16 protein-coding genes are annotated in these 14,715 nt (G+C 39.2%); all 16 read right to left on the bottom strand.

Annotation, left to right across the window (positions count from 1 at the left end; translation table 11 throughout):
* Positions 1–1,097, bottom strand: a 1,097-nt coding sequence (locus LY28_RS06230) for a translation initiation factor IF-2 N-terminal domain-containing protein (protein WP_207658062.1), incomplete at its 3' end; no start/stop codon positions are given.
* Entirely contained in the window at positions 1,084–1,425 is a 342-nt protein-coding gene (locus LY28_RS06225) for a L7Ae/L30e/S12e/Gadd45 family ribosomal protein (RefSeq protein WP_479692072.1), read from the bottom strand. The genes LY28_RS06225 and LY28_RS06230, both read right to left, overlap by 14 nt.
* Positions 1,415–1,687 (bottom strand): RNase P modulator RnpM, encoded by a 273-nt coding sequence (gene rnpM, locus LY28_RS06220; protein WP_110461319.1) that lies wholly within the window; start codon positions 1,685–1,687, stop codon positions 1,415–1,417. Before rnpM ends, LY28_RS06225 begins: the two co-directional genes overlap by 11 nt.
* A gap of 39 nt (positions 1,688–1,726) precedes the next feature.
* Entirely contained in the window at positions 1,727–2,869 is a 1,143-nt protein-coding gene (nusA, locus tag LY28_RS06215; RefSeq protein ID WP_110461318.1) for a transcription termination factor NusA, read from the bottom strand.
* 28 nt (positions 2,870–2,897) lie between these two features.
* Positions 2,898–3,356 carry a ribosome maturation factor RimP gene (gene rimP / locus LY28_RS06210; protein WP_110461317.1) on the bottom strand — a complete coding sequence of 153 codons (459 nt, stop codon included), beginning with the start codon at positions 3,354–3,356 and terminating at the stop codon, positions 2,898–2,900.
* Between the two features lie 344 nt (positions 3,357–3,700).
* Positions 3,701–4,768 (bottom strand): flavodoxin-dependent (E)-4-hydroxy-3-methylbut-2-enyl-diphosphate synthase, encoded by a 1,068-nt coding sequence (gene ispG, locus LY28_RS06205; protein WP_165835509.1) that lies wholly within the window; start codon positions 4,766–4,768, stop codon positions 3,701–3,703.
* 95 nt (positions 4,769–4,863) lie between these two features.
* Positions 4,864–6,165, bottom strand: a complete 1,302-nt coding sequence (rseP, locus tag LY28_RS06200) for an RIP metalloprotease RseP (protein ID WP_110461316.1) — start codon at positions 6,163–6,165, stop codon at positions 4,864–4,866.
* A 57-nt stretch (positions 6,166–6,222) separates the two neighbouring features.
* A complete protein-coding gene (locus LY28_RS06195) occupies positions 6,223–7,368 on the bottom strand; it encodes a 1-deoxy-D-xylulose-5-phosphate reductoisomerase (RefSeq protein WP_110461315.1) in 1,146 nt (381 codons plus the stop codon).
* Between the two features lie 175 nt (positions 7,369–7,543).
* Positions 7,544–8,368 (bottom strand): phosphatidate cytidylyltransferase, encoded by an 825-nt coding sequence (locus LY28_RS06190; protein ID WP_110461314.1) that lies wholly within the window; start codon positions 8,366–8,368, stop codon positions 7,544–7,546.
* A 267-nt stretch (positions 8,369–8,635) separates the two neighbouring features.
* A complete protein-coding gene (locus LY28_RS06185; protein ID WP_110461313.1) occupies positions 8,636–9,391 on the bottom strand; it encodes an isoprenyl transferase in 756 nt (251 codons plus the stop codon).
* Positions 9,392–9,541: 150 nt separating this feature from the next.
* Positions 9,542–9,799, bottom strand: a complete 258-nt coding sequence (locus LY28_RS06180) for a hypothetical protein (protein ID WP_110461312.1) — start codon at positions 9,797–9,799, stop codon at positions 9,542–9,544.
* Between the two features lie 11 nt (positions 9,800–9,810).
* Complete coding sequence (gene frr, locus LY28_RS06175) at positions 9,811–10,368, bottom strand: ribosome recycling factor (RefSeq protein WP_110461311.1); 558 nt, start codon at positions 10,366–10,368, stop codon at positions 9,811–9,813.
* 55 nt (positions 10,369–10,423) lie between these two features.
* Positions 10,424–11,131: a UMP kinase gene (gene pyrH, locus LY28_RS06170; protein WP_110461310.1), complete on the bottom strand. Its 708-nt coding sequence runs from the start codon at positions 11,129–11,131 to the stop codon at positions 10,424–10,426.
* Positions 11,132–11,235: 104 nt separating this feature from the next.
* A complete protein-coding gene (gene tsf / locus LY28_RS06165) occupies positions 11,236–11,883 on the bottom strand; it encodes a translation elongation factor Ts (RefSeq protein ID WP_110461309.1) in 648 nt (215 codons plus the stop codon).
* Positions 11,884–12,012: 129 nt separating this feature from the next.
* A complete protein-coding gene (gene rpsB / locus LY28_RS06160; RefSeq protein WP_110461308.1) occupies positions 12,013–12,759 on the bottom strand; it encodes a 30S ribosomal protein S2 in 747 nt (248 codons plus the stop codon).
* 253 nt (positions 12,760–13,012) lie between these two features.
* A complete protein-coding gene (locus tag LY28_RS06155; protein ID WP_242981168.1) occupies positions 13,013–14,341 on the bottom strand; it encodes an MATE family efflux transporter in 1,329 nt (442 codons plus the stop codon).
* Positions 14,342–14,715: the final 374 nt, after the last annotated feature.

Raw genomic sequence — 14,715 nt, 5'->3', positions numbered from 1 at the left:
CCCTGCGGTCTGTCTGTTCTCTGATTATTGTACTGACCCTGCGGTCTGTCTGTTCTCTGATTATTGTACTGGCCCTGCGGCCTGTCTGTTCTCTGATTGCTGTACTGGCCCTGCGGCCTGTCTGTCCTCTGATTGCTGTACTGACCCTGCGGTCTGTCTGTCCTCTGATTGTTGTACTGGCCCTGCGGTCTGTCCGGTTTAGAACCACTGTTCTGATGATTCTGGTGTCCGTTATCATACTGCATACGTGACTTTTCCGGCCTGTGTGAAGTACTTCCATCAGGTGACTTTTCTGAGGCTTTATTATCTGCTTTTTTTATATCCTTATCACTGCCTGCTTGTGCCCTGTTTTGGGCTACAACTGGTGCAGACTCACTATTTCCAATATTCTTAGGTTCTGCACCTCCATGTGCAGCTTCGCTGATATTTGACTTAGATGTATCTGTTGCCTCATTGCTATTTATTAAATTTGATTCAAATTGAATAGTGTTATCCGCCACAGTTTTATCCTCTTTTTTTACATCCTCATTTTTTGTGTTCTGATTTATGTTTAAAATATCATCTTTGCCTGCTTGAGGTGCTTTCGCTGTAATATTTGGGGGTTCGGCAACTCTATTGCCTTTATCACCATGCTTATTCTTTGTCTCAGGCTTTATATCATGTACAAACCCCGGTCTTAGCCCTGAAGAACTGGATTCGGTTTTCACATATTCATTTTTATAATTTGACTTTCCGGCATTTCTGGAACTTTTCTTTGAATAATTGTTTGCAGGCTCAGCACTGCCCGCTTCCACTTTGCTATCAAGTATTATCTCTGTTGTCCGGATAATTCTCGGAGCACTTTTGGAATCCTTTTTAGCTTCCTTTTTTCTTTCCGCCGCATGGGCATTGTCAGGAACTGCTTTCTTATCTTCGTCAGCTTTCTTGTCTTCATGCTTAATTACACCTATATGCTTATAAAGTGCATCTAATTCATGAGGTTCAAGAAGGCTCATATGGTTTTTTACATTAACATTTATCTCAGCAAGCTTTTCTATTAACCTTTTACTTGTAGTATTAAGTTCTTTCGCAAGCTCGTAAATTCTAGCTTTTTCCAATACCTTCACCCCCGTATTCATTTATTTGAGCATCTATTAATTTAAGAAGGCCATTTTTAAAGTCTTTAGATAAAATTGAAATAACGGCTCGTATTTCTTTTCCCGTATATCTGCCGAGTTCCAGCTTTTCACCAAACTCTCTGTAGCAGACATCCCTGAATTTACAAATACTTTTAAATTTGTCCTTCGTGTTTTCTGAAGCATCTCTCGCTACTATGACAAGAACAGCTTTACCTGACTTAATATTTCTTTCGCAGGTCTCATCACCGGATACCAGCTGACCGGCCTTTTTAGCAAGCCCTAATAAGGAATAAACCTTATCCATCATTTCCCTCCAATTGGTTTTTTAAGTTGTTATATATATCTATATCAATTGCAGTTTCAAAAGCCTTTTCAAGCCTTTTTGCCTTTATGGCTTTTTCAAGACATTCTACATTTCTGCAAATATACGCACCTCTTCCAGGCTTCTTACCAACGAGATCAATGTTGATTTCTCCCTCATTATTTTTTACCACACGTATGAGCTCCTTCTTGGGCTTCATTTCCTTGCACCCGAGACACATGCGTAATGGAATCTTTTTTTGCTTCATCAATCCACACCTTCCATAAAAAATAATTTTCAAATTTGATTAATCAGAAATAAAGTCCTCCTGATCGCTGTCATCATTTTGAATGTCATCACTGTAATCCATGTAATGGGTTCCTATATTATCATCAAAAAGCTGTTTTTCAATAGCTTGCCTTAACTGTGATTCACTCTTGATGTCAATTTTCCAGCCTGTAAGCTTAGCTGCAAGTCTTGCGTTCTGCCCTTCCTTGCCAATTGCCAGTGACAGCTGGTAATCCGGAACAACAACCTTTGCAGACTTCTGCTCCTCGTCCACATCGACTCTGACAACCTTCGCAGGGCTTAGGCTGCTTGAAATATATTCTCTTACATCATTGCTCCATTTAATAATGTCAATCTTTTCTCCTCTTAGCTCATCCACAATAGCCTGAACTCTTGTGCCCCGCTGTCCTACACAGGCTCCGACAGGATCTACATTTTCATCCTTGGAGTATACTGCAATTTTTGTCCTCGAGCCCGCCTCCCTTGATATACTCTTTATCTCAACAGTACCGTCATGTATTTCCGGAACCTCCAGCTCAAAAAGTCTCTTGACCAAACCCGGATGAGTCCTTGAAATCATAATCTGAGGACCTTTAGTTGTCTTTTTAACTTCAATAATATACGTTTTTATCCTCTCGTTGAACCGGTATTCTTCCCCCGGTGTCTGCTCTGTCGTAGCAAGAACAGCTTCTGTTTTGCCAAGGTCAACAATGACATTTCTCTTTTCCACTCTTTGAACAATACCGGTTACTATGTCACATTCCTTGTTGTAAAACTCATCATAAATTATTCCGCGTTCAGCCTCTCTCAATTTCTGAACCACTACCTGCTTTGCAGTTTGGGCTGCTATTCTTCCGAAGCTTCTTGGAGTAACCTCCATTTCTACAACATCACCGACATTCAGTGAAGGATTAATTTTTGCAGCTTCCTCAACCGATATATCCATAGCTTCTGTATCAGGCACTTCAGCAATTTTTCTGAGTCCGAAAACCTTAACATCCCCGGTTTCTCTATCTATATTTACACTTACATTCATTGCCGAACCAAAGTTCTTTTTGTATGCTGAAATAAGAGCAGCCTCTATGGCCTCAACTATTATATCTTTCTTTATTCCTTTTTCCTTTTCCAACTGTTCAAGTGCTAACATTAACTCAGCGCTCATTTTGCTAACCTCCAATAAGAATCAATTATTAAAATTTAACAGCCCTTTTTACAATGGCGACCTTGTTTTTTTCAAATTCAATAGTATTGCCCTCTTGATTTATTACAATTTTATTATCTATTAATCCAACCAATTCACCCTCAAATATTTTCTTGCCGTCTACAGGCTGAAAAACCTTGAGTTCAACCAGTTCACCTTTATATTTTATAAAGTCTCTCTCAGTTTTAAGCGGTCTTTCCAATCCGGGAGATGAAACCTCCAAATAATAGCTTTGTTCTATAGGATCCTTTTTATCTAAAATATCACTGATTTTTTCGCTGACAATCTGGCAATCATCAATTCCTATTCCGCCCGGCTTGTCAATATATATTCTAAGATACCAATTTGCACCTTCCTTTACAAACTCCACATCAACCAATTCATAATTCAGGTTTTCAGCTATAGGTGCCGCAAGCTCTGTAATTACTTGCTGTATATTAATTTTCATATTCTTTCCTGCCTCCATGAGCCAGAGTTTCAGTTCTATTCATGTATATATTTTTTTACTCACAGCTTCATTAATTAAAATTGAGAAAATATTATTACGCAAAAACTTAGGCACTATAAGTGCCCTCATTCTATATCAATATACTTGGGATAAATAACAACAAAGAGTGGGAATCCCCACTCTTGGCAGTAAAGTCTATTAAACCTCTATCCTTGTGTATTATATCATTATTATTTCTAATTATCAACAATTTATTATTGTTTTTAAAAAATAACTTCCATTTAATCAAAAAGGGCTGTCCCTGCCGGTGTAATCTGTAATAAAAATTGCCAGACAGCTGACGGCTACATATCCTTTATTTCCTTGAGAAGCTCTTCTGCTATTCTGTCCTGAGGAATTTTTCTGATTATTTTACCCTTTTTGAAGAGCAAGGCCTCATTTATACCGCCGGCTATACCTATATCGGCATCCTTTGCCTCTCCCGGGCCGTTAACGGCACAGCCCATTAAAGCAACCTTAATATTCTTATCCAGCTTATCAAGAACCGGTTCCACATTATTTGCAATACCTATCAAATCGATGCGGGTTCTTCCGCAGGTAGGACAGGATACCACCTCAATACCGTTTTTAATTATCCCTAATGCTTTTAAAATCTGCTTGCCTACCCTGACCTCTTCTGCGGGATCACCTGTCAGGGAAACCCGCAGTGTGTCTCCTATCCCCTCCGATAACAGGCTGCCAATTCCCACAGCTGATTTAATAGTCCCCTTGTAAATAGTACCTGCCTCAGTGACACCGATATGCAGAGGATACCGGCTTTTTTGAGAAAGCAGCCTGTATGCCGCTATAGTCATCGAAACAGCAGAAGCCTTTATTGATATAATTATATCGTCAAAATCAACATTTTCAAGCATCACACTATGAGCAAGAGCACTCTCCACCATACCTTCCGGTGTGACACCTCCATATTTTTCTATTATACCCTTCTCAACAGAGCCTGAATTTACACCTATTCTTATTGGTATTTGCCTCTCTTTTGCCATATCGGCCACTGCCCTGACTCTATCCTGACCTCCTATATTTCCCGGGTTCAGACGTATTTTATCGGCACCGTTTTTCATACAAGCCAAGGCCAGCCTGTAATCAAAATGTATATCAGCGACAAGCGGTATGCTTATTTCCTTTTTTATTGCACCAACTGCTGCTGCCGCCTCACTGTCCGGAACCGCTACCCTGACTATATCACAGCCTGCATCCTCAAGGCTTTTTATTTGCTCTACTGTAGCCTTCACATCACGTGTATCAGTATTTGTCATAGATTGTACAGAGACTGGAGCATCTCCTCCGACAAAAATGTCTCCCACTCTTATTTTTTTGGTCTGCCTTCTCTGTATATATTGTTCCAAAACCATTTCTACCTTCTCCCCATACCTCAATATTTCCTGATAATTTACCCCGGTATTAAGATTAATTTCTGTCTGCTGAACCTATAGTGTAAGATATTCCGCTATAAGTGCAATATTTTTTTCAAAACATCATTGTATGTCACATAAACCAATAATACAATCAGCAGCACAAAGCCTACCATTGTAATCATCGCTTCCTTTTCGGGATTCAATGCTTTTTTCCTTATTTTTTCTATCAGCAGCAGAACCAGCTTGCTTCCGTCCAAAGCCGGAAACGGTATAAGATTTACCAGTCCAAGATTAATACTTATCATTGCAGTCATGGATAACAGATTAATAACCTTATCCATTAAAGACGGGCTAAGCCTTACAACATCACTTATAACACTGGTTATTCCAACAGGTCCGCTTAAATCGCTGAGATGTACGGTTTGGGTGAAAAGCCACCCTATCGAATAGTATATTGTTCTCGAGGTTGATATCGTATAATTTATTGAGGCCTTTAAGGTGTTAATAAACCCGCCTTTTGAATATTCAAATTCCACGCCGATAGCTTTCCATTCAGAGGTCTTTCTGGCAACAGGTGTTATCGGCTTTAAATCCTGTATTTTCCCTGCTCTGTCCACAGTTATTGTAATTTCTTTTTTCTCGGATTGGTCTACAATCTTTGAAATATCCCGTCTAGTTTTTATCTCTGTGCCATTCAGCTTAACGATTTTGTCTCCGGCTTTGAGCCCTGCTTCATCTGCGGGGGATTTATCTGTAACCTCTGCAACAACATTGGATTCAGAACCGTCAATATTTGCTGTATCTTTAGGTGTAAACCCCAGCATATAACCATCCTGCTCCCTGTTCGGAGTTATATTGACCTTCTGCTTTTCGCCGTTTCTCTCATACTGTAAATCTACGCTTTCATTTGTCAACGGATAAGCAAAAACCTCTAAATCCCCAACCTGATATATAGTCTTTCCGTTATATTTTTCAAGTGTATCTCCCACCTGTATTCCGGCATTCTCTGCCACCGAACCGGGCAATACCGTCTTTACCTGCGTTGTATTGAAGCCGGTCTGCGCCATCATTATAAATGCTATGACAAGAGCAATTACAATGTTCATTATTGGTCCCGCCGCAATTATTGCCGCTCTCACGCCTACGGGTTTTTTATTGTACGCTCTTTCGTCCTCTGATTCTTCTTCCTCACCTTCCATTTTAACATAGCCCCCCAAGGGAATAAGCCTTAAAGAATATACGGTTTCCCCCTTTTGGAAGCTAAAAAGCTTCGGCCCCATAAATAAAGAAAATTCGTTTACTTTTACCTTAAATGCCTTCGCCACAAGAAAGTGTCCAAGCTCATGTATAATTATCAAAAAGCTTAAAACCAGAATACCCAGTAAAATCCCCATATAAATCCTCCAGTATTGAAATAATATTTTGTCAATCCGGTATCTCTTTTCGGCAAATCAGCCTATCAGAGCAATTGCCGCCTGCCTTGCCCACTTATCTACTTCTATTATATCATCCAGGCTTGGGCATATATTCACATTATGCTGCTGCATTACAGCTTCAATAATATTTGGTATGGCCGTAAAAGAAATTTTGCCATCTAAAAACGCTGCAACTGCTGCCTCATTTGCCGCATTCATTGCCGCAGCCATCGTCCCTCCGGCTGTCAACGCATCATAAGCCAGCTGCAGACATCTGAAGGTTTTTGTATCAGGTTCTTCAAAGGTGAGCTTGGAGGTCTTCAAGAAATCAAGCCTCGGGAAGCTGTTCCCGCACCTCTGAGGATAGGTCAAAGCCAGCTGAATCGGCGTTCTCATATCAGGCGAACCTAATTGAGCTATTACCGACCCATCAATATATTCAACCATCGAATGAATGATACTCTGAGGATGCACTAATACCTGAATTTTATCAAGCTCCATATTAAACAGCCATTTTGCCTCAATAACTTCCAGTCCCTTGTTCATCAGAGTGGCAGAATCAATGGTTATTTTGCTTCCCATGCTCCAATTGGGATGCTTTAATGCCTGAGCAGGAGTAATTCCCTCCAGCTCACCTGCTTTTTTCCCTCTGAAGGGACCTCCGGAGGCAGTGATTATTATTTTTTCAGCCTGCTTATCATTATTCCCCATTAAGCACTGATATATGGCGGAATGTTCACTGTCAACAGGAAAAATATTTATATTGTTATTCTTTGCTTCTTCGATAACCAGCTTGCCTGCTGTAACAAGAGTTTCCTTGTTGGCCAGCGCAATATTTTTTTTGCTTTTTATTGCGTGCATTGTAGGGATAAGTCCGGCTGTTCCCACTACCGAGGTCACAACGGTATCAACGTTTTCCTGCTCAACAACACGTTTCATTCCGTCTGCACCGTACAATACCTCTATATTCATACCTTCAAGCCTGTATTCAAGCTCTTTGGCCAGCTCTGCGCTGCCTATGGATACAACGGAAGGCAGGAACTCATGAATTTGTTTTTCCAAAAGATCTATATTTGAATTAGCTGACATAGCAGCAACCTTTATTCCAAGGTTTCTTGCCACATCAAGGGTCTGGACACCTATTGAGCCTGTAGACCCTATTATTGAAATTACGTCTGCCATTTAGCCTCCATTGTTTAAATATTAATTAAATTATTGTGCCAGCTGTGCTTTTTGCATATATTTTCCGATTTTCTTAACTTTACCAACTAAATGTTAACTATATATTAACTATATATTAACTTTGACAACTGCTGCTAATTTATTTTAAATATTAACAGCTATTAAATAATAGCCGCTATTTTAATAATAGTATAATATAATATACTACCGGTGCTACAAATAAAATGCTGTCAAATCTGTCTAAAACACCGCCGTGTCCCGGCATAATATTTCCGAAATCCTTTACGTTAACATATCTTTTTATTGCTGACGCAGCCCAATCTCCAATCTGAGATATTATTCCACAGCAAAACCCTAATAAAGCCAATACGGCATATGGTATTTTTAAGTCAAAGCTATTGCTGCAAACAGCTCCAAAAGCAATCATAAGCAAAATACAGCCTATTATTCCTCCAATTGCACCTGCATATGTCTTCTTCGGACTTATCTCCGGGATAATCTTCCTTTTGCCAAACAGACGTCCGCAGGTATAAGCCATAGTATCTGTTCCCCATGCTCCGATAAATATCAGCCATATTAAATAGCCGCCCTGTTCCATATTTCTGACTAATATAAGGAAACTCATAAGGAATGGCACATATGCTATTCCAAAAGCAGTAACACATGCATCTATAATATTATATCTATTATGATTCAAAACAATAAACGACATACTCAAAAAAATAATCAGGCATACCGATATTCCCAACAATATACTGACATCAACTCTAAACAGCCCTGTTTTTTCAATACCCAGAATCAATAGAGGAATAACAGATAAATATCCCGCACTTTTAATTGGGTTAATATTTTTTATATTTGAAGCCGCATTGTAAAACTCATAGAGTCCAATAGCAGCTATCAAGCTTATCGCAATACCGATTGACACCGAGCCAAGATACAAAACAGCAATAAGCAGGGCAAGTCCTGCTACCGCACTAATAACTCTGGTTTTTAGCATAATAACCTCCACGCCGAGTTTTCGGCAAAAAATTTGGTATGTCTTTCGTGGAGGTACACCAGTACTTTCGCAGTTATATATAATGTCCTTCAGGCTGACCTCCACGCCGAGTTTTCGGCAAAAATTTGGGCAAAACAACTGGGGCGAACCTGCAAAGCAGCGGTATGCATCACTTTGATATATACCACTCCACACCATCAAAAACCGCCTGTGGTTTTTGATGCTTGAAAATGCACTATGTTCGCACGAACTAGGTTTTCAAGCTGTTCAGCTTAAGCCTCCATACCTTCTGTTTCTTTTTTCATAAGCCATTATTGCCTCCGCAATATGGCTTTCGTTTACATCAGGCCATAATGCATCTGTAAACCATAATTCCGTATATGCACATTGCCATAAAAGGTAATTGCTGATCCTCTGCTCTCCGCTTGTTCTGATAAGCAAATCCGGATCCGGAATTCCAGCCGTATACAAGCAGCCTTCAAATTGACTTTCATCTATATCATTAATAGATAACTTGTTTTCTTTAACCTTTTTTGAAATTTCCTTAACAGCATGCAGCATCTCAAATCTCGAGCCATAATTGAGGGCTATATTTAAGATCAGCCCATCATTGCTGCCTGTATATTTCTCGACTCTGATTATTTCCTTCTTCAGCTCCTCAGGTAAACCGGCAACATCACCTATTACCTTAATACGAACATTGCTGCCGTCAAGCTCTTTCTCCGCATTGCGTAAAAACTCGAGCAGCAGATTCATCAGAGCATCAACCTCACCTTGAGGCCGTTTCCAGTTTTCAGTTGAAAACGCATAGAAAGTCAAATATTTAACTTTAATTTTTGAGCAATAAATGACTATCTTTTTTATATTCATAGAGCCTTCCCTATGGCCTATATTTCTGGGCAGGCCTCTTTTTTTTGCCCAGCGGCCGTTTCCGTCAGGTATTATGGCTATATGATTGGGAACTGCCTTGAATTCTTTACTTATTTTATTTTTTTTAGTAAAAAATCTTTCAAAAAACCTCATATCAACCTCCACGCCGAGCTTTCGGCATAAGAATGGTGAAACTGTCTGTTGAAAACCTCTTTTTCGCAGAGGTACGCACAATACTATTTTTCAATCTGATTTTATTGCAGACGCTATGATTTCACCGGCATATCTAAAACAACCCCTCTTTTAGAGGGGTTTACATACAAGTATGGTTAATCTCTTATCTTCCAGAATTTGAACCCTGAGCACTCTAAATGATTGGTCATACTCAAAAATTTTTAATTTAGGAGGTGCTGTTATTGTAACACTGTCAATACAATAGCCTTCCTTATTAGCTATTTTCAATGCATCTCCAAGAGTAAGACCAACAAGCTCTGAAACATCGGACAAAAGTCCAATGCTTTCGCTTGCAGCATCTCCTGTATATTCAACGGTTTTTTGCATAACTCAAATAGTTATACCTCCATGATTTCCTTTTCTTTAACTGCAACTATGCGGTCTATATCCGCAATATATTTATCAGTTAGTGCTTGAATATCCTTTTCCGCATCCTTTAAATCATCCTCGGTAATTTCATTATTTTTTTTCTTTGCTTTCATAGCTTCAATTGAATCTCTTCTTATTGATCTGACAGCAACCTTTGAGTCTTCCCCTTCTTTTTTTACTGACTTAGTTAATTCTTTACGTCTTTCTTCAGTAAGCGCAGGGAAAACAAGCCTGATGACCTTGCCGTCGTTATTTGGATTTATGCCAAGGTCTGATTTTTGAATCTCTTTTTCAATATCCTTAAGCAGCTTTGACTCCCAAGGCTGAATTAAAATAACTCTTGCCTCCGGTACAGATACAGATGCGACCTGATTAATTGGTGTAGGTGTGCCGTAGTAATCAATAGCAATCTTATCTAATATCGAGGGATTTGCTCTTCCCGCTCTGATTCCGGCAAGATTGTCCTTTAATACATTTATAGTCTTGTTCATTTTTTCTTCGACAGGTTTATAAAGTTCCTTATCCATTAAAAAGCTCCTCCTAAATTTTATATCTATATCATACAATTATTTCCGAGTGATTTCAATATATAGTAGTCCCTATTTCATCACCTTTAACTGCTCTGATAATATTTTCAGGATCATCAAGTCCAAATACCAGCATGGGTATTGCATTATCCTTGCAAAATGAAGCTGCCGTAAGGTCTATCGCAGTCAGGCCCTTATTCAGGTATTCCTGATAGCTCAGCTTATCAAGCTTAACAGCATTAGGATTCTTTGAAGGGTCACTGTCATAAATTCCATCTACATTTTTAGCCATAAGTATGGCTTCCGCATCTATTTCGGCTGCTCTGAGAGCCGCGGCAGTATCTGTTGAAAAATAAGGATTCCCCATTCCGCATGCAAATATTACTATTCTCTTTTTTTCCAAATGTCTTACAGCCTTTCTTCTGACATATGGCTCGGCAATCTGTCTCATTTCGATAGCCGTTTGAACTCTTACAGGAATTCCTCTTGACTCCAGCGCATCCTGCAAGCCCAGTGAATTAATGACAGTAGCCAGCATCCCCATATGATCTGCTGTAGTTCTGTCCATGCCGACACCGCTTCTTCCTCTCCAGAAATTCCCCCCGCCTACCACAATTGCTATCTCTGCACCCAGCTTATAAACCATATAAATTTTATCACATATTTTATTAATAGTATCAGTATCTATTCCATTGCCTTTTTCTCCTGATAAAGCCTCTCCACTGATTTTCAACATTACTCTTTTATATTTCAGCTCAGTCATAGCTCTCCTCCATTTATAATTATATCTACATGATAACTCAGTACTAATAAAAAAAGGCCTTAATAAGGGGAACATACAATAAATATGTTCCCCTTAAATTATCTTTAACCGCCTATTTGCTTCATGACTTCATCAGCAAAGTTTTCTTCTTTCTTTTCTATTCCTTCGCCTCTTTCAAATCTCGCAAATCTTCTGATAGAAATATTTTCACCAATGTGGGCTATTTTTTCTTTTAATAATTGGTCGACAGTTATGTCAGGATCTTTAATAAATGCCTGATCTAGCAAACATTTCTCAGTATAGAATTTTTCTATTCTGCCTTCAACCATCTTATCAATAATTTTTTCAGGCTTTCCTTCATTTCTTGCCTGAACTCTCAATATTTCTTTTTCATTTTCCAGTATTGAAGCAGGTACTTCCTCTCTGCTAACATACTCAGGATTGCTTGCAGCTATCTGCATCGCAACATCCTTAACAAATATTTTAAACTCTTCATTCTTTGCAGCAAAATCAGTCTCAATATTTACTTCAACAAGAACACCAATTCTTCCGCCGCCATGTATATAAGATTCTACCAAACCCTCTGCGGCAACTCTTCCGGCTTTTTTAGCTGCTTTAGCTATCCCTCTTTCTCTTAAGAGCTCAATTGCCTTTTCTGAATCGCCGTTGGTTTCTGTAAGAGCCTTTTTGCAATCCATCATTCCTGCTCCGGTTCTTTCGCGGAGCTGCTTTACCATTTCAGCAGTGATCATCGTTAATCCTCCAAACCGTATATTATCTTACTAATATTAAGATATATTAAATTTTTATATTTCACACAAGAATACTGCTAAAATGAGCTTACAAAAGACCATTTCAGCAATACTCCCTTAATCAGCCAATCATTCAGCAGCCACTTCCGCAGCTTCTTCGCCGGCAGCCTCTGCAGCTTCAGGTTCAAGCTGCTCTCCCTGACGGCCTTCTATAATAGCATCAGCCATTTTAGCAGCAATCAGCTTAACAGCTCTAATTGCATCATCGTTTCCAGGAATAACAAAATCGACTTCATCAGGGTCACAGTTTGTATCAACTATAGCTACAACCGGAATTCCCAGCTTCTTTGCTTCAAGAATTGCATTTCTTTCTTTACGCGGATCGACTACAAACATTGCTCCCGGAATCTTCTTCAGGTTTTTTATACCACCCAGATTCTTCTCAAGATCTTCCATTTCCTTCTTTAATTTAATAACCTCTTTCTTAGGAAGAACTTCAAAGGTTCCGTCAGCTTCCATTGCATTTAACTGGTTCAATCTGTCAATTCTCTTGCGAATAGTTTTGAAGTTTGTGAGCATTCCGCCCAGCCATCTGTTGTTCACATAGAATTGTCCGCTTCTATCGGCTTCCTCTTTTATTGAATCCTGAGCCTGCTTCTTTGTCCCGACAAAAAGGACATCCTGTCCTGCCATTGCTACTTCTCTTATAAAGAAATATGCATCGTCAACTTTCTTTACTGTTTTCTGAAGGTCTATGATGTATATACCGTTACGCTCTGTAAAGATATACTCTGCCATCTTAGGGTTCCATCTTCTAGTCTGGTGACCGAAGTGAACACCTGCCTCCAAAAGCTGTTTCATTGAAATAACTGCCATATTAAAAACACCTCCGTTAAAGTTAATACCTCCGCATCATTATCACTCAACAAAATTTTGCCGAGATTAATCAGCTCTTGCTGACACTCTAACAAACTGACAGATGCGTGTGTATTTTTTCGCTAGTTAGTATACCATACTGTTTAATATTAATCAATCTTTATATATATTATTTTTTTAATTTTATCTGCCTGTACAATAAGGCTGTTCTATAAGCGATATTGTTTTTATTTGGTATCTAAGCTTTAATACATTATGTTTCTATATGGGGAAGATGCTTTTCATACCTGCGTGACAGCACTCTGCCGCAATAAGGCACTCCCCGCGTCACCCAATCAAAGCACCATGCAATCCAAATGCCCATAAGTCCTAATGCAGTATATCTTACCAGCACATAGCCTCCGAAAACCCTCACCAGCCACATGCTGGATATAGAAACCATCGTGACAAAAACAGAATCTCCCGTGCTCCGCAAGCATGCCGATACAATAAACCCCGCAGGCCAGAACACAGGTATGCATATCAAGGTTAAATACGTAACATGCAATGCCATTTTCAAAACATCATCAGGCGGAGTATAAAGCTTTAAAAAGCTCTCTACAAATGGGAAGAAGGCTAAAGAAACACCTCCCAGCAAAATCATAGCATAAAGCGTTAATTTCTTTATCATTTTCCTAAGGTCCTCATGTAATCCTGCCCCGGCGTAGTACCCTATTACCGATACAGAAACAATTGCAACGGCATTGCCCGGAATGTTGATGATATTATTCATCGAACCCGCAATGGTATTCGCCGCAAGAGCCGCCGTACCTAAAGAGGTAATAAATGTCTGTACCAAAAGCTTTCCGCCGTTAAAAATAAGGCTGTCCAAGCCTGCCGGAACACCTATATATAAAACAGGCTTCAATATATTGAGGGTTATCCTGTAGGACTGCTTGGAAATATTTATCCTATTGTCGGTAAATAATGGGTGCATTAATATCAAAGCGCCAAAAAATCTGGCTGAAATCATGCCAATCCCTGCACCAAGCACACCCAGTTTTAAATAAAATATGCATACCGCGCCTACGAGAACATTAACAATATTCGATGCAACAGCTGCAATCATCGAGGCTCTGAAATTATTATTCGCTCTTAATATACCGGTAAAAACGTTGAACATACCCAAAAACGGATAGGAAACAGCGGAACATATCAAATAAGTTTTAGCTGCACTTTTTACAATTTGTTCGGCATTACCGAATAGAATATTAATAATTTGCTCGCCAAACAGGTAAAGCCCCAAGCCCGTCAATGCGGAAAGCAAAACAACAGATGATACAGACTGTGCCGCTGTCCTAGATGCAGCTTTTCTGTTATCTGCCCCCAAATGCTGGGATATCACCACTGTGGCTCCCGTTGAAACTGCCATAAAAACATTCATTGCCACAATGTTTATGGAGTCAACTATTCCGACTGCCGATACCGCAAAAGCGCCCAGTCCGCTTACCATCATGGTGTTTACCACACCGATTGCCGTTGAAAGCAGCTGTTCCATAAGTGCGGGAATAAATAAACGCAGTAAGTCTTTTCTTGTGTACAAAATTATCACGACCTTTTAGTGCTTCATATATGTTTCCGCATAGAGTGCATATATTATTATGAGACTTACACAACACCACAAATTGTACTTCAAGGTACTCAAGCCTTACCCTTTGAAGTTCCAAAGGCTGCCATTATGATTTTATTTTTTCGTTAATCAACCCCGGCAATTTGCTGAAAACCTAAAACAACTATAACATACTAATTTTTAACCTTCAATCATACAAAAAAATTAAGTATGATATTTTATCCTGCAAAGGCTTTAAACCACAACTGGACTTATAGATATTGAACCGTAAAAGTTTTTATATACATCTCTTATTCTGTTTATGGGTTAATGAAGGATAATATGTAATTATCCTTCATAGAGGTAAA

Origin of the sequence: Ruminiclostridium sufflavum DSM 19573 (assembly GCF_003208175.1) — a bacterium.
GTDB classification, from domain to species: Bacteria; Bacillota; Clostridia; order Acetivibrionales; family DSM-1351; genus Ruminiclostridium; species Ruminiclostridium sufflavum.
Note: the sequence above shows the minus strand (reverse complement) of the source record. Positions and strands in the feature narration are given on the sequence as shown.